Here is a 25912-nt window from a genome sequence, read left to right on the forward strand (position 1 = left end):
ACTAGCGGCATGGAAGCCGCGCCGTGCTGGCGCGCAGGCTGGGAAACGGGAAACGGAAATGGAAAGCAAAAAAACGGGACCGTGGCATGGCGCCCGTCCCGGCGCGGGCCACCCAGGCGGGTGGCCCGATCTGCTTGCTTAGCCGTTGAAGGTCTTGCCTTCGGCAGCCAGGCGCAGCAACAGCGGCGCTGGTTTCCACGCTTCGCCGTGGTGGCCACGGCCATACTTCTCGATGGCGGCCAGTACGTTGGGCAGGCCCACCGTATCGGCGTAGAACATGGGGCCGCCGCGGAACAGCGGGAAGCCATAGCCGGTCAGGTAGACCATGTCGATATCGGAAGCGCGCATGGCGATGCCCTCTTCCAGGATCAGGGCCGCTTCATTGACCATGGCGAACACTAGACGCTCAACGATTTCCTGGTCGCTGATCTTGCGGCGCGCCACGCCGATATCGGCCGAGTGCTTGACGATCATCGCATTGACCACTTCCGATGGATAAGCCTTGCGGTCGCCAGCCTTGTAGTCGTACCAGCCGCCTGAAGTCTTCTGGCCGAAGCGACCCATTTCGCACAGCAGGTCGGCCGTTTTCGAATAACTGATCTCTGGCGATTCCACATAGCGGCGCTTGCGGATGTACCAGCCGATATCGTTGCCGGCCAGGTCGCCCATGCGGAACGGCCCCATGGCGAAGCCGAATTTCTCGACCGCCTTGTCCACCTGTTCCGGCAGGCAGCCTTCTTCCAGCAGGAAGCCGGCCTGGCGGCTGTATTGCTCGATCATGCGGTTGCCGATGAAGCCGTCGCACACCCCGGAGACGACGCCGGTTTTCTTGAGTTTCTTGGACAGCGCCAGCGAAGTGGCCAGCACATCTTTGCCGGTCTTGGCGCCGCGCACGATTTCCAGCAGCTTCATGACGTTGGCCGGGCTGAAGAAGTGCAGGCCGATCACGTCCTGCGGGCGCTGGGTGAAGCTGGCGATCTTGTTCACGTCCAGGGTGGAGGTGTTGCTGGCCAGGATGGCGCCCTGCTTCATCACTTCATCGAGCTTGCGGAACACGGTTTCCTTAACGCCCATGTCCTCGAACACGGCTTCCACCACGATATCGGCCTGGCCGATGGCTTCATACGACAAGGTGCCACCCAGCAGGGCCATACGCTGGTCGAACTTCTCCTGCGTCAGCTTGCCCTTCTTCATGGTGTTTTCGTAGTTCTTGCGGATCGTGGCCATGCCCTTGTCCAGCGCTTCCTGCTTGGTTTCCAGCAGCGTGACGGGGATGCCCGCGTTCAGGAAGTTCATGGCGATGCCGCCGCCCATGGTGCCGGCGCCGATCACGGCCGCCGCCTTGATGGCACGCACTGGCGTATCGGCAGGCACGTCCGGCACCTTGCTGCACTGGCGCTCGCCGATGAAGGCGTGACGCAGCGATTTCGACTCGGTGGTCTGGATCAGGTGCAGGAAGCGGTCGCGCTCGAACTTCAGGCCATCTTCAAACTTCATGGTGACGGACGCGCCCACGGTTTCCACGCACTCCAGCGGCGCCGGGAACGGGCCGGACATGGCCTTGACCGTATTGCGCGAGAATTGCAGGAAGGCTTCGTGGTTCGGATAGTCGACCTTGCGATCGCGCACTTTCGGCAACGGACGCGCATCGGCCACCTTGTTGGCGAAGGCTACGGCGCCGGTCAGCAAGTCGGCATCGGCGGCCAGCATTGCATCGAACAGCGCCGTCTTGGCCAGCTTGTCGGACACCACCGGGGTGCCGGACACGATCATGTTGAGCGCCATTTCCAGGCCCAGCACGCGCGGCAGACGCTGCGTGCCGCCGGCACCCGGCAGCAGGCCCAGTTTCACTTCCGGCAAGGCGATCTGCGCGCCCGGCATCGCCACGCGGTAGTGGCAACCCAGCGCCAGTTCCAGCCCGCCGCCCATGGCGACCGTGTGGATGGCGGCGATCACCGGCTTGGTGGAGTTCTCTACCGTGGCGATCAGGGTATGCAGGCTCGGTTCCGCCAGCGCCTTGGGCGAATTGAATTCCTTGATGTCGGCGCCGCCGGAGAACGCCTTGCCGGCGCCCGTGATGATGATGGCCTTGACGGCGTCATCGGCCAGCGCCTGCTTGATGCCGGCCACGGCGGCCGTGCGCGTGGCCAGGCCCAGGCCATTGACGGGCGGATTGTTCAGGGTGATGACGGCAACGGAACCGTTGACTTGATATTCGGCGGTCATGTCTCTTCCTTGTTGTGTGGGTAACGGGCTTGCTGCAAAAATCTAACTATACCCCAGAAAAAGAACGGTCGTATTATTTTTTTTGTTTGCGCGTGGAGGGCAGCGGAGATTGTAAGCCAGTGCCGTAGTGTACGTATAATCAATATTGCTGAAACGGGATGGCGGCGCCCTGTCGCCATCGCCACTCAACCACACAAGACTAGGGAAAACGATGGCGATATTGATATTGGGACTGGTGCTGTTTCTGGGCGTGCATTCCGTGCGCATCGTGGCCGACGACTGGCGCACCGCCACGCGCGCGCGACTGGGTGCCGCGAAGTGGAAGGCGGGCTACAGCCTGTTGTCGCTGGCGGGATTCATTGTGCTGGTGTGGGGATTCGGCCTGGCCCGGCAAAACCCGGTGGTGCTGTGGACGCCGCCTGTCGCCATGCGTCATGTGGCCGGTTTGCTGACGGCGCTAGCCTTCATCCTGTTGACGGCAAAGGACATTCCCCACAACGGCATCAAGGCCCGGCTGCACCATCCGATGGTGCTGGGCGTGAAAGTATGGGCGCTGGCCCACTTGCTGGCCAACGGCAAACTGCATGACGTGGTGCTGTTTGGCAGCTTCCTGCTGTGGGCCATCCTCAGCTTCCGGGCCGCACGGCGGCGCGATATCGCCGAAGGGACGGTCTATCCGGCCGGTACAACGGGCGCGACCGTGACCACGGTGGTGGCCGGGCTGGCCGGCTGGGCCGTGTTCGCCTTCCTGCTGCACGGCTGGCTGATCGGCGTACGGCCCTATTGATGGCGGCGCCCCGGCTGTCGGGCCGGGGCGCTTGCATCAAGCGGTGGGAACCTTGTCAAGCGGTGGGCAGCTTGTGGTTCTTGTAGTGTTCCCGCAACTTATTCTTCTGTACCTTGCCGGTCGCGCCCAGCGGCAAGGCATCGGCGAACACCACGTCATCCGGCGTCCACCATTTGGCGATCTTGCCCTCGTAGAACGCCAGTAACTCATCGCGGCTGACATCCTGGGCGGGCCGGCGCACGACGACCAACAACGGCCGTTCATCCCATTTCGGATGGTAGATCCCGATGCAGGCCGCCTGCATGACGGCAGGATGGGCCATGGCTATGTTTTCCAGGTCGATCGTGCTTATCCATTCACCGCCGGACTTGATCACGTCCTTGCTGCGGTCGGTGATCTGCATGTAGCCGTCGGGATCGATGGTGGCCACGTCGCCGGTCGGGAACCAGCCGTCCTGCAGCACATCGCCGCCCTCGTCCTTGAAATAGCGGCTGATGATCCACGGCCCCTTGACCAGTAAGTGGCCATAGCCGACGCCATCCCACGGCAATTCCTTGCCATCGTCGTCCACGATCTTCATGTCCACACCGAAGATGGCGTGGCCCTGCTTTTGCAGGATCTTGCGCTGCTCCTCCTTCGGCAAGTCCTTGTGCTTGCTCGACAACACGCAAGCCGTGCCCAGCGGCGACATTTCCGTCATGCCCCAGGCGTGCACCACTTCCACGCCAAAATCATCGATCAGCGTGTTCATCATGGCGGGAGGACAGGCCGAACCGCCAATCACGGTGCGGCGGAAAGTGGAGAACTTCAGCTTGTTCTGCAAGGCGTGGTTGATCAAGCCCAGCCAGACGGTCGGCACACCGGCCGACATGGTCACGCGCTCGCTCTCGAACAGTTCGTACAGGGATTTGCCGTCCAGTGCCGGTCCCGGGAACACCATTTTGGCGCCCGTCAGCGGTACGGAGTATGGCAAGCCCCAGGCGTTGACGTGGAACATGGGCACCACCGGCAATACCGTGTCGTGCGAGGTGACGTTGAGCGCATTCGGCAAGGCCGACGCATAGGCGTGCAGCACGGTGGAGCGATGGGAATACAGCGCGCCCTTGGGATTGCCCGTGGTGCCGGAGGTGTAGCACAGCGTGGCGGCGGAATTTTCGTCGAACAGCGGCCAGGTGTAGTCATCCGAGTGCGAATTGATCAGATCTTCGTAGCACATCAGGTTGGGGATCTTGCTGTCGGCCGGCATGTGGGCGCGGTCCGTCATCAAGACATAGCCCTTGATCATCTTGCAGTGGGCCGCCACCATCTCGACGGCGGGCAGGAAGGTCAGGTCGAAGAACAGCAACTGGTCTTCCGCATGATTGATGATGTAGGCCACCTGCTCCGGATGCAGCCGCGGATTAATGGTGTGCAATACGGCGCCGGAACCGGACACGGCGTAGTACGCTTCCAGGTGCCGATAGCCATTCCAGGCCAAGGTCGCGATCCGTTCGCCCATCTTCACGCCCAGGCCCTGCAAGGCGTTGGCCAGCCGGCGCGAACGTTGGTGACATTCGCGGAAGGTATAGCGGTGCAGATCGCCTTCGACCCGGCGCGAGACGATCTCGGCACCGCCATTGTGGCGCGAAGCGAATTCGACAATACTGGAAATCAGCAACGGCTGGTTCATCATTTGCCCCATGACGGGGCTTTGCGGATAGGACATCGACACTCCTGGAGAGATTGGACTTGCGTTCAAGTTTGAAACGCCGCCCGGAAATCCGTCAATGCATTTCAATGTTGCATTGCAATAAACATCCTGACCTGTGGCGTCTTGTGCGTTACCGAATGTAAGCGGCATGCGTTTTTGCGCCGCGCCCCAATAGAATTGGCGCTGTGGGGTAAAATCCAACAGCCTTTTTTGTATACCTATGACCATCGACTGGAATTACCATTACTGCCGCTAAACTGCCGCTGGACAATTCATTTGCGTCCTTGCCTCCCGCCTTCTACACGCGGCTGATGCCCACGCCGCTCCCCTCGCCCTATCTGGTCGGGGTCAGCGACGCGGCCGCCGCATTGGCCGGCCTTGACCCGGCACAACTGGGCCGGGCTGATTATGTCGATTTGTTGACAGGAAACCTGGTACCGGAACAATCCCAGCCTTTGGCAGCCGTGTATTCCGGCCACCAGTTTGGCGTGTGGGCCGGGCAACTGGGCGATGGCCGCGCCATCCTGGTGGGCAATGTGAACGGTGCCGATGGCCCACTGGAGTTGCAATGGAAAGGCGCCGGACTGACGCCCTATTCCCGCATGGGTGACGGCCGCGCCGTGCTGCGCTCCTCCATCCGCGAATTCCTGTGCTCGGAAGCCATGCATGCGCTGGGCATCCCTACGTCGCGGGCCTTGTCGGTGACTGGCTCGGACCAGGGCGTGATGCGCGAAACGCCGGAAACGGCCGCCGTCGTGGTCCGTATGGCCCCCACTTTCGTCCGATTCGGCTCGTTCGAACACTGGTTCTACCAGGACAAGACCGAGCAGCTGCAACAACTGGCCGATTACGTGATTGACCGGTTTTATCCGCAATTGCGTGCCGCAGCCAACCCTTATCAAGCCTTGCTGGAAGAAGTCACGCGCCGCACGGCGCACCTGATCGCCCACTGGCAAGCGGTCGGCTTCATGCACGGCGTGATGAATACCGACAATATGTCCATCCTGGGCCAAACGCTGGACTACGGTCCGTTCGGCTTCATGGAAGCGTTCGATGCGCAGCACATCTGCAACCACACGGACCAGCAAGGACGCTATTCCTACGCCATGCAACCCCAGATCGGCCACTGGAATTGCTATGCCCTGGGCCAGGCCTTGCTGCCCCTGATCGGCGAGGTGGAAGCGGCCCAGGCGGCGTTGGACGTCTATCAACCCGCGTTCGCGGAGAAAATCTCTGCGCTGTTGCGCGCCAAGCTGGGACTGGCCACCGAGCAGGAAAGCGATCAAGCCCTGTTCGATGCGATGTTTACGCTGATGCAAGCGAACAGCGTCGATTTCACCCAGTTCTTCCGCACCCTGGGCCAATTGAAAGTGGCCGAACCTGGCGCCGACGCGCCCTTGCGCGACCTGTTCCTGGACCGTCCCGCGTTCGACGCCTGGGCCGCGCAATACCGCGCCCGCCTGCTTGCGGAGGGCAGCGAGGACGCGGCGCGCCGCAGCGCCATGGACAAAGTCAACCCGAAGTATGTTCTGCGCAACTACCTTGCGCAGCTTGCCATTGAAAAGGCGCAAAATAAGGACTTTACTGAAGTGGCACGCTTGCTGACAGTTCTGCAGCGTCCATACGACGAACAGCCAGAGCACGAACACTATGCCGCCTTGCCGCCGGATTGGGCAAGCCACCTTGAAGTGAGCTGTTCTTCCTGAGGATCATCATGACCAACAAAGTAAGCAAAAGCGAGGCCGAGTGGCGCGCCCAGCTGGACCCGATGCAGTTCGAAGTGACGCGCCATGCCGCCACCGAGCGCGCTTTCACGGGCAAATTCTGGGATCATCACGCAGCCGGCATCTATACCTGCGTGTGCTGCGATACGCCGCTGTTCCGCTCGGACGCCAAGTTCGACTCCGGTTGTGGCTGGCCCAGCTATTTCGAAGCGCTGGATCCGGCCAATGTGACTGAGAAGGTCGACCGTAGCCATGGTATGCTGCGCACCGAAATCCTGTGCGCCGTCTGCGACGCGCATCTGGGGCATGTCTTCCCCGATGGCCCGCCGCCCACTGGTTTGCGCTATTGCATCAATTCCGCTTCACTGCGTTTTGACCCTGAAACCTGATCCACCGCCACCACCATAAGACCATGAAATTCCTGTTCGACTTTCTGCCGCTGCTGATGTTCTTCGCCGCCTATAAACTGGCGGGCAGCCATGCCGACGCGGCGCAAGACTTTATCAATACCCATATGAGTGCCCTGGTTTCCGGCGGCGTAGTGACGGCGGCCCAATCGCCCATCATTATCGCCACCCTGGTCGGTATTTTCGCCACCATGGGCCAGATCGTGTATATCAAGCTGCGCGGCCGCAAAGTCGACTTCGTCCTGTGGCTGTCGCTGTTCATGTTTATATTCTTCGGCGGCCTGACCATTTACTTCCACGACGATAACTTCATCAAATGGAAGCTGACCATTGTTTATTGGTGCTTCGCCATCGGCCTGATGGTGTCGCAACTCGCGTTCAAGAAGAACCTGATGCGCAAATCCATGGAACACATCATTCATTTACCGGACGTGATCTGGAACCGGCTTAATCTGGCCTGGATTTGTTTCTTCGTGGCGATGGGCTTTTTGAATCTGTTCGTCGCCTTCGTCCTGTTCAAGGGCGATACCGGCGCCTGGGTCAGTTTCAAGGCTTTCGGTTCCACGTCCATCATGTTTGTCTTTATCGTGGGCCAAACTCTGTATCTGTCGAAACACATGAAAGATGAAGCATGAGCGATGTACGTTTGGAAATGATCCGCACCCGCCTGCAGGCGGCCCTGACCCCTTTGGAAATCGAGCTTGGCGACGATTCCGCGATGCATGCCGGCCATGCCGGCGCCGCCTCCGGTGGCGGCCATTACACGGTGCGGATTGTTTCCGCCCGATTCGAGGGGATCAAACTCGTCATGCGACATCGACTCGTGTATGATTCCGTGCACGATATGATGCATAAAGAAATTCATGCATTGGCCATTACCGCACTGGCACCATCCGAAGTATGATGTAGCGCAAGGTTTAGGTTGGACGCAGCATAGTCTTGAAACATGACGACACAATGACTGTCTAACCTGAATCAACACTTTTTAGCTTAAACTTTCCCTTTACAGGAATTAATAATGACTTTCAAGCCAGCCCGTTTGCTGATTGCACTTCTCGCCGTTGCCGCTGTACCTGCATTTGCTCAAAACATTGCTGTCGTCAATGGCAAGGCTATTCCTACTTCGCGCGTCGACGCCGTCGTCAAACAAGTGGTCGCGCAAGGCCAGCAGCAAGATTCCCCACAACTGCGTGAACTGATCAAGAAAGACCTGATCGGCCGCGAAGTGATGATGCAGGAAGCGGAAAAGCAAGGTTTCGCGAAAGACGCCAACGTCAAGCAACAGCTGGAAAACGCACGCCAGGCCATCATCATCAACGCCCTGGTTGGCGACTTCGTCAAGAAGAACCCTGTGTCGGACGCCGACATCAAGGCTGAATACGACCGCTTCGCCAAGCAAGCCGGCGACAAGGAATACCATGTGCGCCACATCCTGCTGGGCACCGAAGCTGAAGCCAATGACGTGATCGCCAAGCTGAAAGCGGGCGGCAAGTTCGAAGACCTGGCCAAGAATTCGAAAGACACCGGCTCCGCCGCGACCGGCGGCGACCTCGACTGGGCCACCCCATCGTCGTTCCCGCCAGCATTCTCGGGCGCGTTCGTGACCCTGCAAAAAGGCCAGTTCACCGACAAGCCAGTGCAGACCGAAAATGGTTTCCATGTGATCAAGGTGGACGATATCCGCCCTGCCAAGCTGCCTACCCTGGAAGAAGTGAAGCCACAGATCGCGGAAGCGCTGACCCAGAAGAAACTGCAAGCTTACCAACAAGAAATGGTCAAGAAAGCAAAGATTCAGTAATATAGTCGTCTCCGGCGCCCACTGGGCGCCGTTTTTGATTCTGCGTCCAACTATGCGCACTGCCCGCCAGGCGCGATTTCTTGTATTTTTATAGGATTTGATAATGATTTTGAAGCCAGCACGCCTGTTGTTAGCCCTGATCGCTGTAGCTGCAGCGCCGGTATTCGCGCAAAATGCCGCCACCGTCAATGGCAAGGCCATTCCGGCATCGCGCGTCGACCAGATCGTCAAGCAAGTGGTGGCACAAGGCCAGCAAACGGATTCGCCGCAACTGCGCGAAGCCGTCAAGAAAGACCTGATCGGCCGCGAAGTGCTGATCCAGGAAGCGGACAAGCAAGGCTTCGGCACCCACGCCGACGTCAAGGCCGCCATCGAGAACGCCCGCCAGAGCATCATCATCAATGCCATGCTGGCTGACTACGTGAAGAAGAACCCGGTCAAGGATGCCGACATCAAGGCCGAGTACGACAAGTACAAGGCGGCCATGGGCGAGAAGGAATACCACTCGCGCCACATCCTGGTGGGCACGGAAGCGGAAGCCAAGGACATCATCGCCAAGCTGAAAGCGGGCGGCAAGTTCGAAGAGCTGGCCAAAGTATCGAAAGACGGTTCGGCCAACAACGGCGGCGACCTGGGCTGGATGACCCCTGCCAAGCTGGTCAAGCCTTTCGCCGACGCCATGGTGGCCCTGAAGAATGGCCAGACCACCGATACCCCCGTCAAGACGGAATTCGGCTACCACGTGATCAAGCTGGAAGATTCGCGCGCCGTGAAACTGCCGGCCCTGGAAGAAGTCAAAGGCCAGGTGGCGGAATCGCTGCAACAGCGTAAGATCGCCGCTTACCGCGACGAACTGATGAAGAAAGCCAAGATCCAGTAAGCTGGCTACGCTCATCCGATCTGAAAAAGCGCTTCCTCGTGAAGCGCTTTTTTATGGCCGCGACTATTTGAAGTCTTCTGCCACCAGATTGTATTTCTGCATCTTGTGATACAGGGTTTGCTTGGGCAGGCCCAGTGTCACGCAAGCCTCGGCGACGTTACCGGCGAAATGGCGCAGTTCCTGCTCGATCAAGGCACGCTCGAAACGGCTTACTTGTTCGGGCAAGGCCAGCGGCGCGGCCGGCGCGGCGGCCAGCAAGCCATCGGCGCCGCTGGACAGGCCCAGCACAAAACGGTCGGCGATATTGCGTAATTCCCGCACATTGCCGGGCCAGGTATGCGCCATCAGCCGCTGCATCAGCGGGCCGGACATGGTTGGCACTTCACGCTTGTAGCGCGCCGCAGCGCCCAGCACGAAATGCTCGAACAACAGGGGAATGTCTTCGCGCCGGTCACGTAGCGGCGGCAGATGGAGCACGATCAGGTTCAGGCGGTAATACAGGTCGCTGCGGAATTTATGTTGATCCGACAGTTCCTTCAAATCCACCTTGGTGGCCGCGATGATGCGCACGTCCACCGGCACCGGCTGGTTCGAACCCAGCCGCTCGACGTAGCGTTCCTGCAGCACGCGCAACAGCTTGACCTGCATGGCCAGCGGCAAGCTTTCCACCTCGTCCAGGAACAGGGAGCCGCCGTCGGCATGCTCGATCTTGCCGATCTGGCGCTTGGCCGCGCCGGTGAAAGCGCCTGATTCATGGCCGAACACTTCACTTTCGAAGATATTCTCCGGGATCGCGCCGCAATTGATCGCGACGAAATGATGCTTGCTGCGGATGCTGTGCTGGTGCAGGCTGCGCGCCACCATCTCCTTGCCCGTGCCCGTCTCGCCGAACACCAGCACATCGGCCGGTTCGTCAGCCAGGTCCAGGATCAAACGGCGCAGCTCGCGCATGGCCGGCGATTCGCCCAGCAGCATCGCTTCGATACCCGCGCTTTGCGCCAGCTTGCGGCGCAGGCTGTGTACTTCCAGCATCAGGCCGCGGGTGGCCAGCGCGCGCTGCACCACCTCCACCAGCTGTTCCGATGAATACGGCTTGGCGATGAAATCGTAGGCGCCGTCGCGCATGGCTTGCACAGCCATGTTGATGTCGCCATGCCCCGTCACCAGAATCACGGGCAATTCCGCGTCGATGGCCTTGGCGGCCGTCAACAGTTCCAGACCGCTCATGCCCGGCAGTCGAACGTCGGTCACGACGACGCCGGGAAAGTGCGGCGTCAGCGCCTTCAACGCCGGTTCGGCGGACGCGTAGCCCTGCACCTCCAACCCGGCCAGTTGCAGGGCCTGGACACTGCCGGCGCGTACCGTAGCATCATCCTCGACCAACAACACCTGCAATCCATCAACCATGCACCGCTCCCTGCTTTGAAATAGGTAATTCAATTGTGAATACGGCGCCGCCGCCCGGCGCCGGATCGGCCCTCAATATACCACCGAAGTCGACCACGATCCCCTCGGAAATGGCCAGGCCCAGCCCCAGGCCGGCGCCCTGCTCCTTGGTGGTGAAGAACGGCTCGAACAAATGCGCGCGCACCTCGTCCGGTATCCCGGGGCCGGTATCGGCCACACTGATCAGCACCCGGTTAGCCTGGCGGTCTATGCCCACCGTCAATTGACGGGCAGGCACGCCAGCCATGGCATCGAGCGCATTGTTGAACAGGTTGACCAACACCTGTTCCAGGCGGTTGCCTTCGCATAAGGCGTAGGCGTCAGGATGACGCGCTTCCAGCCGGTATGCGACCTGCTCCTGCTCCAGCCTGCGCTGCACCAGGAACAAGGCGTTGGCGATGGCCGGCTGGACCGCCACGGGCGCCATGTGACCCGCCGATTTGCGTGAAAAGGCCTTCAATTGGCCCGTGATCGTGCCCATCTGGGCCACGATCTGGGAAATGACGCCCAGGTTGGCTTTCGCGTCATCGATCCGGCCGCGGTCCAGCAAGACGGCCGCGTTGTCGGACATGGTGCGCAAGGCCGTCAAGGGCTGGTTCAACTCATGGGTAATGCCCGCCGACATTTGGCCCAGCACCGCCATCTTGCCGGCCTGCACCAGTTCATTCTGGGTGACGCGCAACTTGTCTTCGGCCCGCTGGCGCACAGCGATTTCGTCACTGAGGTTGCGTGTCATCTGCTTCAAGTTATAGGTACGCTCCGCCACCATCAGTTCCAGGTTATCGTAGGCATGCTGCAAATCTTCCCTGGCCTTGAGTTTCAGCCGCAGGCTGCGGCGACGCTGACGTACGTACAGATACAACACGATCAAAAAGCCTTCGAGCAGGCAGGCGAGCAAGAACGCCGTCTGCGCATTCGAGCGGGCCGGGCTCAAATCCGATAAATAGATAAACTGCCAATGACGTGGGGCCAGCGACAGCCGCTGGCTGAGCATCCGGCGCGACCTATCCGCCCCGGCTCCGCTGGCGGACGGGCGGATCGTGACAAACTGCACCCCTTCCTCGTGCGCCGGCGAAGAATGAATATCCAGTGGCAGCAGCGCATGCGAAAAGTATTGGCGGGTCGCGGCCAGTTCACGCTGCACCGCCGCTGATAAGGGCGCCAATGTGGTGTATTTCCATGCGGGCACGGAGGTCAGGAAGATCACGCCATGCTCATCGCTGAGCAAGACCTTGTCGTTGCCCTGTATCCAAGTCTGTTCCAGCTTTTCGATATTGACCTTGACGGTGGCCACGCCGAGCATCCGTCCATTGCGGTAAATACCGTGGGCAAAGAAATAGCCAGGCTCCCGCAAACTGGTGCCGACGCCGTAGAATCCAGCTGGCTTGCCGCGCAAGGCATCGCGTACATAAGGTCGAAAGGCGACATTATCCCCGACGAAGCTGCCGGGTTCACGCCAGTTGCTGGCGGCCAGTGTAATGCCATGTAAGTCGCTGACGTAGATGCTGGTGGAACCGGCCTGCTTGTTCAGGCGTTCCAGGTGATGATTGACGGCGGCGAGCAGTGCCGGATCTTCCGGCTTCTGCAGCAAATCAACCACATCATCACTCAACTCCAGCGTACTAGGAAGGAAATCGTATTTGCTGAGCAAGTTCTCCAGGCTCACGGCATAGACTTCCAGCCGTTGTGCGCCACTATCTTGCAACCGCGCGACCGTGATGCGCTGTGCCCACCAATAGGCCAGCCCGGCCAGCGCCAAACCCACGGCGACGACCAGGCTCCATCCGAGGATGGTACGGCCAGTCCACCGCCCGCGTCCGGAGCGCCCGGGGCCGGCGGTTTCAGTTGTGACTTCTGCAGGCATAGTGCTTTCTTCAAGATCCGGCGCGGCGCGGCTCACGGTTGGACCGGAGCCGTGCCGCTTGCCGGAGCAAGCGGCACCAGACCTCAGAAGACGTGACGCATACCCAGATTGACGCCCGTGACACCCGAGCCGCTATCGGTAGCATTGCCAATCTTGAAGCTCGCACCGTTGCGATTGTTGACGTGACCGTAGGCAGTATACAGGTCCGTACGCTTGGACAGGGAGTAAACATAGCCCACGGCGTATTGGCGCGCGTCCAGATTCGCCACCGAGTCGTCCTGGTGGTTGATCACCGAGGCGATGAACTTGCCGGCGCCCAAGGTGTAGGTGCCGCCCAGCAAGGTATCCTTGCTTTCGTTGCCAGCCAGGTCACGGTTCACGGCGTAGGCGACGTGGCCCGTGATGTGGTTGTCAAACATGTAGCGCGCCGTCAGCAAGGTATTGCGGAAGTGTGCGGTGGCGGTCGGGTTTTCACGCTGGTGGTGGACCAGCACCACGGTCAACGGACCCTGGCTGTAGGTCGCGCTGGCGCCCATGGTACGGTTAGCCGACGCGTCGCCAGCCACTTCACCGGCGCCATAGGCCAGCTCAGCCGAGAAGCCCGCCAGCTTGGGCGAAGCGTAGCTCACCATATTGTCGACGCGGGTGTTGGCGGCGAGCATGTTGGTGCCGGCACCGGCCAGGCCGTCGCTGAACGGGTCAGCAACGTCGCGCACCGTCTTGTACCATGGGGAGTACTGACGGCCCAGGGCCACGGCGCCGAACTGGCCGGACAAACCGACCCATGCCTGACGACCAAACAGCAGACCGCCCTGCCCGGCCGCGCCGGTATCGATGCCGTAGCCATTTTCCACGACAAAGTTGGCGGCCAGGCCGCTACCCAGGTCTTCCGTACCCTTGAAGCCCAGACGCGAGCCCGAGGCAACACCGCTGGTGACTTTGCTCACGCTGCCGGCTGCACCGCCGCGCTCGAACACCAGGCCAGCATCAGCCACGCCATAGACGGTCACGTTGGATTGGGCCACGGCCGCGCCCGATACCATACCGAGGGCCATCATGCTGAGGGTTGCCGATTTGATTGCTGCTTTCATTAGTCTCTCCGAAAAAAATGTAATTGTTATGCGCTGCGAATGTGTGCAGAAGCCACGTTGGCCTCACTGGCTTCTTGCGGGTCATGCAATGCTCCTTCCCACTTGGCGACCACGGCCGTCGCCACCGCGTTACCGACGGCGTTGGTGGCCGAACGACCCATGTCAAGGAACTGGTCGACGCCCATCAGCAGCAACAGGCCTGCTTCAGGGATGTGGAATTGGTTGAGGGTGGCGGCGATCACCACCAGCGAAGCGCGTGGCACACCGGCCATGCCCTTGGAGGTCAGCATCAGCAGCAACAGCATCGTGATTTGGGTACCGATCGACAGATCGATGCCATAAGCCTGGGAAATGAACAGTACGGCGAAGGTGCAGTACATCATCGAGCCATCCAGGTTGAAGGAGTAACCCATCGGCAGCACGAAGCTGGAAATCTTGCGTTGCACGCCGAATTTGTCGAGCGCGTCGAGCAGTTTAGGATACGCCGCTTCCGAGCTGGCTGTCGAGAATGCCAGCAGGAAAGGTTCGCGGATCAGGCCGATCAGGGTGAATACGCGACGGCCGATGAAGACGAAACCGCCACCGATCAGCAAGGCCCACAGGCAGAACAGACCGAGGTAGAAACCGCCCATGAACTTGGCGAACGTGCCGAGGATGGCCAGGCCGTTGGTGGTCACGACGGACGCCATGGCGGCGAACACGGCCAGAGGGGCCAGTTTCATGATGGCGCCGGTGATGCGCAGCATGACTTGGGCCAGTTGGTCGATCACAGCCGTCAGTTTGCGGCCCGAGTCGCCCATGGCGCCCAAGGCGCTGCCGAAGAAGATGGCGAATACCAGCACTTGCAGGATTTCATTGTTGGCCATCGCCTCGATCGGCGATTTAGGCACCATGTGGGACACGAAGTCCTTCAGCGTGAATGCCGCCGTTTTCAAGCCGGTGGACGCATCAGCCGCCGGTAATGGCAAGCCCAGGTGGGCGCCCAATTGCATGAAATTGGACAGCAGCATGCCCAGCGTCAGCGAAACCAGCGAGGCGATAATGAACCAGCTCATGGCTTTAGCGCCGATGCGGCCGGCCGCTTTACCATCGCCCATATGGGCAATACCAATCGTCAGCGTGGAAAATACCAGCAGCGAGATAATCATTTTGATTAAACGCAGGAATACATCCGTCGCAATCGAGATATGCGCGGCGATATCGCTGGTGATTTTCTGTTCAGGGAAAGTTTCATGGCAGGCGTAACCCACCAGGATGCCTAGCACCATCGCAATCAAGATATAGATGGTTAACGGGCGTTGTTTTTTCATTTCGTTCCTCCGGCCTATGGGTGGAACCGGCGTCTTGGGCCTGTTCCGTTGTTTTCAATGGCGACCTTCTGTCTGGTCTGGTGGGGGTAATAGCAATCGGCGTGCCTGCTGCCCCAACAAGATGGCATTTATGCTAAACCTTTGTTCTATAAGGATAAATATCTTTAGCAGCGGGCGCTGGGCCGCCAATTGGTATCAATCCTTGGAATGGACCAAAAAGGCTTGTATGAGAACTTGGAAAGCCAGCCTGGCCGTACGAGCGGTCACGGCCGGAACGGGCCCGTTACGCTAATTCCTGGCACGTCCAGGCCAGGATCGAGCATGATGGCCGGCGCCTGCCCGGCCTGCGCCCAGTTCGCCTATACTGCTACGCAGGTTAGCAATGCGTCTCCCGCGCATTCCCCGCCACCACGGCACTGAGCAGGCACCATGACCACACGCGCGTTGGATGAGATTCGGAAAATACTCACGGCAAACGCACAAGCCGCCCGCGCGGCGCCGATGCGCGCCTATATGCGTGACCAGTTCATTTTCCTCGGCATTCCCACGCCGCTACGGCGCACGTTATTACACCAGCGCTTCAAGGAATTAAAAGGCAGTGGTGCGGCGCATTTAATGGGATTGGCAAAACAATTATGGGCTTTGCCAGAGCGTGAATATCAATACGCGGCATTGGATATGCTGGCGATGTGGCATAAGGAGTTGGGCGTCGAGCAGATTCCGGAATTGCTATTATTGGCGCAGGATAAATCCTGGTGGGATACCGTGGACGGGTTCGCCGCCATTATCGGCGATATACTCGACGGCGGCCATGCGGGGATGGACGACGCATTATCCAGCCCGAATATGTGGCTGCGGCGGATCGCCTTGCTGCATCAATTGGGCTGGCGCGACCGGACCGACCGCGCACGCCTGTTCAGGTATGCCCGCACATTGGCGCCGGAACGGGAGTTTTTTATTCAAAAGGCGATCGGCTGGGCGTTACGCGACTATGCGCGCCACGATCCCGACGCAGTGCGCGCCTTCCTGCTCACGGAACAGCGGCTGTTGTCGCCGTTAAGTTACCGCGAGGCCAACAAGCACCTCAAGCTCGGCTGACTTCCGGGGTGACGCTAGACGGCCTGTCGCGCAGCCAGGCGCCAGCGCCGCGGCGTCTCGCCCGACCAGTTCAGGAATGCACGATTAAAGGCGCTTTGTTCGGAGTACCCCAACAGCAAGGCCACTTCCGGCAGCGATAATTGGGTGTCGCGCAGATAATGCTCGGCCAGCCGGCGCCGGGTGTCTTCCAGTAAATTCCTGAAACTCCAGCCACGCGCGTGCAGCCAACGCCGCAACGTCCGGCCCGACACGTGCAATTCCTGCGCCACCTGATCCAGCATGGATTCACCGTCCAGCAGATGGCTGGAGATACAGCGCCTGACGGTTTGCAGCAGGTGGTCGGGGCCGGGCATGGCGGCCAGACTGGCCTCTACCTGGCGCTCCAGCATGGCCACCAGGGCCGGATCGGCACGCCGCAGCGGCAACTCCAGCAGGCTGGCCGGAAAACAGACGCGGGTGGCCTTCTGCCCGAACAGGACCGGGCAGCGGAACAGTTCCGCATACGGGGCCACGTCGGCCGGCGCCGGCTCGACGAAGTGGATGGCCACCGGATCGACATCGCTGTCCGTAATGTCGCGGGCGAACTGGACCAGCGCCGCCAACCCGCATTGGTTGGCCAGCAAGCCGATATGGCGCGATTCATCGCTCCATTCCAGGATCAGCCTGTCCTCGGCCGCATAAGTGCGCACGGGGCTCACATCATGCACCAGCCGCTGGTAACGCAAATACCGTTGCAAGGCGGCCAGCACGGACTGCGACGCCAGCAGCACGTACCCTAGCGGCCCCAGGTGGGCGGGGGTGATGCTGGCGCCCACATGCAAGCCCAGGGCGGGATCATGCAACTGGCGCGCGGCGGCGGCCAGCATGCCGGCCCAGCGCAACGCGGGATAGGAAGACGGGGTCGCCTCCGGTGGCGGTGGCGCTTCGCCCAGGATGACGGCGGCGTCCGCGCCTTGTCGCGCCAGATAGTCGAACAACAGGCGCACATAGGCACCTGGCACACTGCCGGTCAGTCCCATGGCGGTGGCAGGTAGTACACGAATGTGGTCGGGCATGGCCTAAATTGTCAAAAAAGTTGACCTGCGTGGTCAAGCCAGCGCCGATCGCGGTATCTACAATCCAGTTTTCATAAAAAGGAGACAACATGATCGCAGATTCCGCCGCCCAGGCACAAGCGCTGGTGCGTAACGCGTCGCATTTTCAGTGGTATGTGATTCCCCTGCTGCTGCTGGTGATCCAGGCTTACGGTGAACAGGCCGCCGCCCGCCGCTGGAATGTGGTGCTGGCCGGCGTGGCGTTCTGGCTGATGGATTGGATCAACGAGATCTGGAATGGCCTGCTGTTCCACTTTTCCGGCTTCGCGCCCGCCTGGGGCACGCCGGGCAGTTCGGCCTACGTGATCCTGATCGGCCTCAACGTGGAAATCACCTTCATGTTCGCCATCATGGGTTTGTACGCGGCCCGCATGCTGCCGGCCGACGCCAACGCGAAGATTTTCGGCATCAACAACCGCTGGGTGATCGCGGCCGGGAATTCGGTGCTGTGCGTGGGCGTGGAATACTGGCTCAACCACATCGGCGCCCTCACCTGGGAATGGTCCGGCTGGAACGTGGGCACGCCGTGGCTGATCTGGCTGGTGGGCTACATGCCCTTCTTCGTCGTCGCCTATTTGGTGCACGATATGCGCTCGCGCACGCGCCAGGTGGCCGTCGTGGCCGGACTAGGCGCCACCGTGGCCGGCGGGCTGGCCCTGTTCGCGGGCGTGCTGCACTGGATCTGAGCATAGCGTAAAAAAAACGGCCCCGTTTCGTCGCCGAAACGGGGCCGTTTTCTATTGCAGCGGGTTCCTTAGCCGACGAACTTGCGGGCGTTACGGAACATGCGCATCCAAGGCGAATCCTCGCCCCACGCTTCCGGGTGCCACGACTGCTGCACGGTGCGGAACACGCGCTCGGCGTGCGGCATCATCACCGTGAAGCGGCCGTCGGCCGTCGTCACCGACGTCAAGCCCTGCGGCGAGCCGTTCGGGTTGTACGGATAGGCTTCCGTGGCGGCGCCGCGGTTATCGATGAAGCGCATGGCGGCCACGGCTTCGTTGATGTTGCCGGTCTGGCTGAAGTCCGCATAGCCTTCGCCGTGGGCGATGGCGATGGCGGTCTGGGTGCCGGCCATGCCGCTGAAGAAGATCGACGGCGAATCCAGCACTTCCACCATCGAGAAGCGCGCTTCGAACTTCTCCGATTTGTTGGTGGTGAACTTGGGCCAGGCATGGGCGCCCGGGATGATGGACTTCAGGTTGCTCATCATCTGGCAGCCGTTGCACACGCCCAGGCCGAAGCTGTCGCCGCGGTTGAAGAAGCGTGCGAACTGGTCGGCCAGCGCGGCGTTGAACAAGATGGTCTTGGCCCAGCCTTCGCCGGCGCCCAGTACGTCGCCGTACGAGAAGCCGCCGACGGCGATGATGCCCTGGAAGTCATCGAGCTTGACGCGGCCGGCGATCAGGTCGCTCATGTGCACGTCCACGGCCGTGAAGCCGGCCTGGTGCATCACGTACGCCGTCTCGATGTGCGAGTTCACGCCCTGCTCGCGCAGGATGGCGACGCGCGGACGCACGCCCATGGCCAGGAATGGCGCGGCCACGTTGTCGGCCAGGTCGAAGCTGACCTTGGGCGTCATGCCAGGATCGGTTTCGTCCAGCAGGCGGTCGTATTCCGCGTCGGCGCAGGCCGGGTTGTCGCGCAGGCGCGCGATGCGCCAGCTGGTTTCGCTCCACAGGCGGTGCAGCGCGGCGCGCGGCTGGCTGTAGATGGTCTTGGCGTCGCGCGTGAATTCGATCACGCCACGGTCGTTCGGCTTGCCGATAATGTGGCTGCAGGCGCCCAGGTTGAACGTACGCAGCACGTCCATCACTTGCGAACGCTCGTCGGCGCGCACCTGGATCACAGCGCCCAGTTCTTCCGAGAACAGCGCGCGGATGGTTTGCTCGTTGCGGCGCTCGGCGATCTGGCCGGCCCAGTTCTTGGCGTCGCCCTGGTCGGCGCCATGGCCCTGCTCCAGCGTCAGGATGTCGAGGTTGATCGACAGGCCGGCGCGGCCGGCGAAGGCCATCTCAGCCAGCGTGGCGTACAGGCCGCCGTCGGAACGGTCGTGGTAGGCCAGCAGCTTGCCGTCGTTGTTCAGTTGCTGGATGGCGGCGAAGAAGCCTTTCAGGTCTTCCGCGCTGTCCACGTCCGGCGTCTCGTTGCCCAGCTGGCCCATGACCAGCGACAGCGCCGACGCGCCCAGGCGGTTCTTGCCGCGGCCCAGGTCGATCAGGATCATGGCCGTATCGCCGGCGTCCGTCTTGATCTGCGGCGTGAGCGACTTGCGCACGTCATGCACCGGCGCGAAGGCCGAGACGATCAGGGACACGGGGCTGGTGACGGCTTTCGATTCCTGCGCCTCGTCGCGCCAGGTGGTGCGCATCGACAGCGAATCCTTGCCGACCGGGATGCTGATACCGAGCGCCGGGCACAGTTCCATGCCGACCGCTTTCACGGTGTCGTACAGGGCCGCGTCCTGGCCAGGCTGGCCGCAGGCGGCCATCCAGTTGGCCGACAGCTTGATGTCGGAAATGTCGCGGATGGCGGCGGCGGCGATGTTGGTGATCGCCTCACCGACGGCCATGCGGCCCGAGGCCGGCGCGTCGATCACGGCCAGCGGGGTGCGCTCGCCCATCGCCATGGCTTCGCCCAGGTAGCCTTCGAAGCTCATGGCGGTGACGGCGCAATCGGCCACCGGCACCTGCCAGGGACCGACCATCTGGTCGCGCACGCTCATGCCGCCCACGGAACGGTCGCCGATGGTGATCAGGAAGGACTTGTCGCCCACGGTCGGCAGCAGCAGCACGCGCTTGGCCGCTTCTTCCAGGTCCATGCCGGTCAGGTCGATGGCGGGGAAGTCGTTTTGCACGTGATGCACGTCGCGCTGCATCTTGGGCGGTTTGCCCAGCAGTACGTCCATCGGCATATCGACCGGGTTGTTGCCCAGTTCAGGGTCGACCAGTTTCAGCTGGCGTTCCTCGGTCGCCACGCCGACCACGGCGAACAGGCAGCGCTCGCGCTGGCACAGGGCCTGGAACGCGGGCAGGCTGTCCGGCGCGATGGCCAGCACATAGCGTTCCTGCGATTCGTTGGACCAGATTTCCTTGGGCGCCATGCCGCTTTCTTCCAGCGGGATCTTGCGCAGGTCGAAGATGGCGCCGCGCTTGGCGTCGTTGGTGATTTCCGGGAAGGCGTTCGACAGGCCGCCCGCGCCCACGTCGTGGATCGAGATGATGGGGTTGGCCGCGCCCATTTGCCAGCAACCGTTGATCACTTCCTGGGCGCGGCGTTCCATTTCCGGGTTGCCGCGCTGGACCGAGTCGAAGTCCAGGTCGGCCGTATTGGTGCCGGTCGCCATCGACGAGGCAGCCGAGCCGCCCATGCCGATGCGCATGCCGGGACCGCCCAGCTGGATCAGCAGGCTGCCGACCGGGATGTCGTTCTTGTGCGTGTGCTGGCCCGAGATGTTGCCGATGCCGCCGGCGATCATGATGGGCTTGTGGTAGCCATACACGGTGTCGCTGGCGCCGGCGAACTGGCGGCCGATGTTCTGTTCGTAGGTACGGAAGTAACCGCCCAGTACCGGACGGCCAAATTCATTGCTGAACGCGGCGCCGCCCAGCGGGCCTTCGATCATGATCTGCAGCGCCGAGGCGATGCGGTCTGGCTTGCCGTAGGCCTTGGCCGTATCGCGGTAGCCGGCGGCGGCCGTTACGCTGGCCGCGTTTTCCCAGGCCTGCACGGCGCCCGGCAGCATCAGGTTCGAGACGGTGAAGCCGGTCAGGCCAGCCTTGGGCTTGGCGCCGCGGCCGGTCGCGCCTTCGTCGCGGATCTCGCCGCCGGCGCCGGTGGAGGCGCCCGGGAATGGCGAAATGGCGGTCGGGTGGTTGTGGGTTTCCACCTTCATCAGGGTGTGGGTCAGCTCGGTCGAGGCGGCGTATTCATGGTTCGCGCCGCGCGGGAAGAAGCGCGCCACTTCCGCGCCTTCCATGATGGACGAGTTGTCGCTGTAGGCCACGATGGTGCCCTTGGGCTGCAGCAGGTGGGTGTTCTTGATCATCTGGAACAGCGACTTGTCCTGCGCCACCCCGTCGATGGTCCAGTCGGCGTTGAAGATCTTGTGGCGGCAGTGCTCACTGTTGGCCTGCGCGAACATCATCAGTTCCACGTCGGTCGGGTTGCGGCCAGCCTTGGTGAAGGCGGCGTCCAGGTACTCGATCTCGTCGTCCGACATGGCCAGGCCCAGGTCCGTGTTGGCCTTTTCCAGCGCCTGCTTGCCGGCGCCCAGCACGTCCACCGTCTCCAGCGGACGGGCGTCCAGGGTGCGGAACAGGGCCGATGCCTCGTCCGGATGGCGCAGCACCGATTCCGTCATGCGGTCGTGCAGCAGCGCGGCCACGGCCTGCACTTCCGGCTCCGACAGCTTCTTGACGGCGCCGATGCCGGTGCCCAGGAAGCCCGCCTTCAGGTTGATGCGGAAGGCCACGCCCCGCTCCACGCGCTTGATATGCGCCATGCCGCAGTTATGGACGATGTCGGTGGCCTTGGAAGCCCACGGCGAAATGGTGCCGAAACGGGGAATGACGAAGAATTCCTCGACCGCGCCTTCGGCGTGCTCGGCATGGGCCGGTTCGCCGTAGGTCAGCAGCGCGCCCAGGCGGGCACTCTCGTCGGCCGACAGGGGCGCGGCGGCATCGATGAAGTGGACATATCGGGCCTGCACCGCGGCCACGGCGGGCAGCACCGTTTGCAGTTGGGTTAACAGGCGTTGGCTACGGAATGCGGACAGGGCATTGGAGCCCGGCAGAATCAACATGGTTTGGAGATGGTTGATGCAGCGAGGCTGCGGATTTAAAGAATGAGACGGCACGAAACTGAACGTATGCGATATTGCAAAATTTCCTGTGCGCGCATTATACCGCTTTCGCCCCTCTCCCCACAGCCCCAATTCGGCGCAAAAAGTGCCGCCGAAGCAACATTTTTTGCCGTTTCACGGTCGAAAACGGGCTTGCCGGGCGAGAAACACTATCAAGCGCTGCAATTTTTTCGTTGCTTGGAGTATGCTTGTTTCAAATTTTGCTGAAGCCTGCCGATAAGGACTCACCGCCCCTGCGGCCCGGCCCACGAAAGTCCACCATGCCAGACTATAGCAACCTGTCGGTCCTGATCGTCGACCCCAACCAGGGCATGCGCGCCAGTCTGCACAACATGCTGACTCAGGTGAATATCACCAAGGTCGACCACGCCGTCAGTTCGGCCACCGCCATCCGCCAGCTGGGCACCAAGTCCTATGACGTGATCCTGTGCGAATACGACCTGGGCGGCAGCGCCGAGAACGCCGGCCAGGACGGCCAGCAGTTGCTGGAGGATTTGCGGCACCACCGCGTCATCAGCCAGTGGGCCATTTTCATCATGCTCACGGCCGAAGGCGTGTACAGCAAGGTGGTGAGCGCGGCCGAGCTGCTGCCCACTGATTACATCCTCAAGCCGTTCACGGTCGATGTGCTGTCGCAGCGCATAGGCCGCGCCCTGGAGCGGCGCGCCAACTTCCTGCCCGTGTACCAGAAGATAGGCCAAGGCAAGGCGCGCGAGGCGCTTGATGCCTGCCTGGCGGCGGAAACCAGCCAGCCCCGCTACGCCACCGACTACGCGCGGCTGCGGGCCGAACTGCTGGTGAGCCTGGACCGGCACGCGGAAGCGGAGCAGGTCTACGCCGCCATCCTCCAATCGAAGCCGCTGGGCTGGGCGCAACTGGGCCAGGCGCGCTGCCTGTCGCACCTGGGGCGCCATGGCGAAGCCCAGGCCCTGCTGGAAGCGCTGGTGGCCGCCAACCCGAAATTCATGGCCGCCTACGACCTGCTGGCCCAGTGCCTGCGCGTCCGGGGCAACGACGAGGCCGCGAAACAAGTGCTGCAGGACGCGGTCGCCATCTCGCCCCACATGGTACGCCGGCTGCGCCATCTGGGCGATGTGGCGCTGGCTGTGGGCGATGTGGCGGGCGCCGAGCAAGCCTACAAGCAGGTGGTCGCCAAGGCCCGCCATTCCGAGTTTCGCGATCCATCCGACCATGTCAACCTGGTGCGCACACTGGTCAAGAAAGGCGATGCGACAGCCGCCAGCGCCGTGGTGCGCGACCTGGAGCGGTCCCTGCGCAGCAGTGCCGGCACGGAAGTGTGCCGCGCCTACGCCGCCTCCATGGTGCTGGAACTGAAAGGCGACGCGGCCGGCGCGGCCGCCGAACTGGCCAAGGCCATGAACAAGCTGGCCGAGGCGACGGGCATGTCGAGCAATGTGAAGCTGGGCCTGGCCCACAGCTGCCTCGTCAACCGCATGGACGAACAGGCCAACGCCCTGTTCGCGGAACTGACGGCCGACCCCAACAGCGGCGTGAGCGCATCGCAGGTGCTGGCCATCTGCGAACAGGCCGACCGGCCGGAGCTGGTCAAGCAGCACCATGCCAACCTCGATTCGGCGGTGGACGCGATGGTGCGCCAGGCGGCGGAAAAGAGCCGCCAGGGCGACCTGCGCGGCGCGGTCGAGGTGCTGCACCTGGCCCTGCAACGCAATCCCGAGCACACGGGTCTGTGGACGGTCGCCGCCACCGCCATGTTGCGCCAACTGGCCGACGTGGGTTGGGACGCGGCCCTGTTCGGCCAGTGCACGGCCCTGCTGCGGCGCATCCGCGAGCACAATGCCGAGCATCCGCTGCTGCCTGGTTTGCTGACCCAGTACGTGGCCATCCGCAAGCAGCATGGCGCGCAGCTCGCCGCCGCGCATCCGGCGCCGCAGCCGCCCGCACCTGCGCCGTCAACCTCACCTTCACCTTCGGCCGCTTAGGCCACGCCTGGAAACCGATACATGCAAGATTACGCTGAACTTTCCGTCCTGCTGGTAGACCCCAACCCCGGCATGCGCGCCACCTTGCGCAATATGCTGAACCAGTCCGGCATCAACCGCGTCGACGACGCGGTGAGTTCGGGTACGGCCATCAGCCAGCTGAACAAGAAAAGTTACGACATCATCCTGTGCGAATACGACCTGGGCAGTGGCGCCGGCGACAGCGGCCAGGATGGCCAGCAACTGCTGGAAGACCTGCGCCACCACAAGCTGATCGCGCAGTGGACCATCTTCATCATGTTGACGTCGGAAGGCGTGTACAGCAAAGTGATCAGCGCCGCCGAACTAACGCCCAACGACTACGTGCTCAAGCCATTCACGGTCGACGTGCTGCAACAGCGCATCGCGCGCGCCGTCGAGCGCCGCTCCTACTTCCTGCCCGTGTACCAGTTGATCGGCATGGGCAATATCCGCAAGGCCATCACCACCTGCCTCGAGTGCGAGGCCACGCACGCACGCCATGCCATCGAGTTCGCGCGCCTGCGCGCCGAACTGCACTTGCGCCAGAACGAGCTGGAGGAAGCGGAGCTCATTTACCAGACCATACTGCTCACGCGCCCCATCGGCTGGGCCCACCTTGGCCTGGCCCGCTGCCAGTTCGGACTGCAGAAGTATGAAGAGGCCCAACAGACCCTGGACAACCTGATCGCGCACAATCCGCGCTTCATGGCGGCCTACGATTTGCTGGCGCAAACCCATGTGGCCATGGGCCAGAACGTGATGGCCAAGCGCATCCTGGAGGACGCGGTCGCCATTTCGCCACACATGGTGCAGCGCCTGCGCCAACTGGGCGAAGTGGCCTTTGAGACGGGCGATGTGATGGTGGCCGAGAAGGCGTTCAAACAGGTGGTGCAGAAGGCGAAGTATTCGGAATTCCGCGACCCGGAAGACCACGTCAACCTGGTCAAGACCCTGGTCAAAAAAGGCGACGCCAACCAGGCCGGCGGCGTGATACGGGATCTGGAGCGCTCTTCGCGCGGCAATGCCAACACGGAAGTGTGCCGTTCCGTGGCCGCCAGCCTGGTGGCGGAACTGATGGACAACCCCCTCGCCGCCGCCGCCGAATTGCGTAACGCCGTGCGCACCATGAGCATGACGCGCGGCCTGTCCAACGGCCTCAAGGTGGGCCTGGTGCACAGCTGCCTGAAAAACAAACTCGATAACGAAGCCACTTCGCTGATGGTGGAACTGACCAACGACACCGACAGCGGCATTTCGATGGACGAAGCCGTGGGCGTGTTCGAGAAGGCCGGCCGCCACGACCTGGCCACCGGAGTGAGCGAAGCCATCTCGCGCCAGCTCGACGACCTGCTGCTGGACGCGGCCGAAAAGCGCGCCCATGGCGACCTGCGGGCGGCCATCGACACGCTCAATGGCGCGCTGCGCAAGGCACCGGGCAATATGGCGCTGCTGCCAGCGGCCGCCTCGGCCATGCTCAAGCAACTGGACGACCTGGGTTGGGAAGCGCCCGTGGCCGAACAGTGCAACCACCTGCTGGAGCGCATCCGCCGGCTGGACCCCAACCACCCCGCTCTGCCCATCCTGCTCAACCAGTACACGGCCACCCAGCGCAAGTACGGTATTTCCACCACCGCGTGACGGCGCGGCGGGT

Annotated in this window: 19 protein-coding genes; 11 read left to right on the plus strand and 8 right to left on the minus strand. The window is 62.0% G+C overall.

The window, feature by feature from the left end:
* Nucleotides 1-138: 138 nt before the first annotated feature.
* The gene (locus H3H39_RS11315) at nt 139-2226 is read right to left on the minus strand and encodes a 3-hydroxyacyl-CoA dehydrogenase NAD-binding domain-containing protein (protein ID WP_182153497.1); all 2088 of its coding nucleotides are present in this window, start codon (nt 2224-2226) and stop codon (nt 139-141) included.
* Between the two features lie 211 nt (nt 2227-2437).
* Between H3H39_RS11315 and H3H39_RS11320 the strand changes: the two genes are divergently transcribed.
* A complete protein-coding gene (locus H3H39_RS11320) occupies nt 2438-3013 on the plus strand; it encodes an NnrU family protein (RefSeq protein ID WP_182153498.1) in 576 nt (191 codons plus the stop codon).
* Between the two features lie 55 nt (nt 3014-3068).
* Here H3H39_RS11320 and H3H39_RS11325 read toward each other — a convergent pair whose 3' ends face one another.
* Nucleotides 3069-4718, minus strand: coding sequence for a 3-(methylthio)propionyl-CoA ligase (locus tag H3H39_RS11325; RefSeq protein ID WP_220461520.1), 1650 nt, complete (start codon nt 4716-4718; stop codon nt 3069-3071).
* 296 nt (nt 4719-5014) lie between these two features.
* On the opposite strand from H3H39_RS11325, the gene H3H39_RS11330 reads away from it, so the two are divergent.
* The 6 genes from H3H39_RS11330 to H3H39_RS11355 all read left to right on the plus strand — a co-directional run bounded on the left by H3H39_RS11330 (nt 5015) and on the right by H3H39_RS11355 (nt 9512).
* Nucleotides 5015-6409: a protein adenylyltransferase SelO gene (locus tag H3H39_RS11330; RefSeq protein WP_229217993.1), complete on the plus strand. Its 1395-nt coding sequence runs from the start codon at nt 5015-5017 to the stop codon at nt 6407-6409.
* A gap of 8 nt (nt 6410-6417) precedes the next feature.
* Entirely contained in the window at nt 6418-6816 is a 399-nt protein-coding gene (gene msrB / locus H3H39_RS11335) for a peptide-methionine (R)-S-oxide reductase MsrB (RefSeq protein WP_182153499.1), read from the plus strand.
* Between the two features lie 23 nt (nt 6817-6839).
* Nucleotides 6840-7469 carry a septation protein A gene (locus tag H3H39_RS11340; protein ID WP_182153500.1) on the plus strand — a complete coding sequence of 210 codons (630 nt, stop codon included), beginning with the start codon at nt 6840-6842 and terminating at the stop codon, nt 7467-7469.
* The gene (locus tag H3H39_RS11345) at nt 7466-7738 is read left to right on the plus strand and encodes a BolA family protein (RefSeq protein WP_182153501.1); all 273 of its coding nucleotides are present in this window, start codon (nt 7466-7468) and stop codon (nt 7736-7738) included. Before H3H39_RS11340 ends, H3H39_RS11345 begins: the two co-directional genes overlap by 4 nt.
* A gap of 114 nt (nt 7739-7852) precedes the next feature.
* A complete protein-coding gene (locus tag H3H39_RS11350; protein WP_182153502.1) occupies nt 7853-8632 on the plus strand; it encodes a peptidylprolyl isomerase in 780 nt (259 codons plus the stop codon).
* Nucleotides 8633-8735: 103 nt separating this feature from the next.
* On the plus strand, nt 8736-9512 hold the full coding sequence (locus tag H3H39_RS11355; RefSeq protein WP_182153503.1) for a peptidylprolyl isomerase: 777 nt from the start codon (nt 8736-8738) through the stop codon (nt 9510-9512).
* 63 nt (nt 9513-9575) lie between these two features.
* On the opposite strand, the gene H3H39_RS11360 is transcribed toward H3H39_RS11355, so the two are convergent.
* The 4 genes from H3H39_RS11360 to H3H39_RS11375 form a co-directional block, all read right to left on the minus strand.
* Nucleotides 9576-10919 (minus strand): sigma-54-dependent transcriptional regulator, encoded by a 1344-nt coding sequence (locus H3H39_RS11360; RefSeq protein ID WP_182153504.1) that lies wholly within the window; start codon nt 10917-10919, stop codon nt 9576-9578.
* Nucleotides 10912-12822, minus strand: coding sequence for a sensor histidine kinase (locus H3H39_RS11365; protein ID WP_182153505.1), 1911 nt, complete (start codon nt 12820-12822; stop codon nt 10912-10914). Before H3H39_RS11365 ends, H3H39_RS11360 begins: the two co-directional genes overlap by 8 nt.
* A gap of 83 nt (nt 12823-12905) precedes the next feature.
* A complete protein-coding gene (locus H3H39_RS11370) occupies nt 12906-13901 on the minus strand; it encodes a porin (protein ID WP_511263548.1) in 996 nt (331 codons plus the stop codon).
* 38 nt (nt 13902-13939) lie between these two features.
* Nucleotides 13940-15223, minus strand: a complete 1284-nt coding sequence (locus tag H3H39_RS11375) for a dicarboxylate/amino acid:cation symporter (RefSeq protein WP_182153507.1) — start codon at nt 15221-15223, stop codon at nt 13940-13942.
* A 429-nt stretch (nt 15224-15652) separates the two neighbouring features.
* Here H3H39_RS11375 and H3H39_RS11380 point away from each other — a divergent pair, with 429 nt between their 5' ends.
* On the plus strand, nt 15653-16321 hold the full coding sequence (locus tag H3H39_RS11380; RefSeq protein WP_182153508.1) for a DNA alkylation repair protein: 669 nt from the start codon (nt 15653-15655) through the stop codon (nt 16319-16321).
* Nucleotides 16322-16335: 14 nt separating this feature from the next.
* Here the strand turns inward: H3H39_RS11380 and H3H39_RS11385 are convergent, their stop codons facing one another.
* Nucleotides 16336-17376, minus strand: coding sequence for an AraC family transcriptional regulator (locus H3H39_RS11385; protein WP_182153509.1), 1041 nt, complete (start codon nt 17374-17376; stop codon nt 16336-16338).
* An 89-nt stretch (nt 17377-17465) separates the two neighbouring features.
* On the opposite strand from H3H39_RS11385, the gene H3H39_RS11390 reads away from it, so the two are divergent.
* Complete coding sequence (locus H3H39_RS11390) at nt 17466-18101, plus strand: AF_1327 family membrane protein (protein WP_182153510.1); 636 nt, start codon at nt 17466-17468, stop codon at nt 18099-18101.
* 68 nt (nt 18102-18169) lie between these two features.
* On the opposite strand, the gene purL is transcribed toward H3H39_RS11390, so the two are convergent.
* Nucleotides 18170-22219 (minus strand): phosphoribosylformylglycinamidine synthase, encoded by a 4050-nt coding sequence (purL, locus tag H3H39_RS11395; protein ID WP_182153511.1) that lies wholly within the window; start codon nt 22217-22219, stop codon nt 18170-18172.
* A gap of 320 nt (nt 22220-22539) precedes the next feature.
* Here purL and H3H39_RS11400 point away from each other — a divergent pair, with 320 nt between their 5' ends.
* Together H3H39_RS11400 and H3H39_RS11405 are read left to right on the plus strand one after the other, a co-directional pair.
* Nucleotides 22540-24240: a response regulator gene (locus tag H3H39_RS11400; protein WP_182153512.1), complete on the plus strand. Its 1701-nt coding sequence runs from the start codon at nt 22540-22542 to the stop codon at nt 24238-24240.
* Between the two features lie 21 nt (nt 24241-24261).
* A complete protein-coding gene (locus H3H39_RS11405) occupies nt 24262-25899 on the plus strand; it encodes a tetratricopeptide repeat-containing response regulator (protein WP_182153513.1) in 1638 nt (545 codons plus the stop codon).
* Nucleotides 25900-25912: the final 13 nt, after the last annotated feature.

The sequence above is a fragment of the Rugamonas apoptosis genome (assembly GCF_014042355.1).
Classification (GTDB): domain Bacteria; phylum Pseudomonadota; class Gammaproteobacteria; order Burkholderiales; family Burkholderiaceae_D; genus Rugamonas; species Rugamonas apoptosis.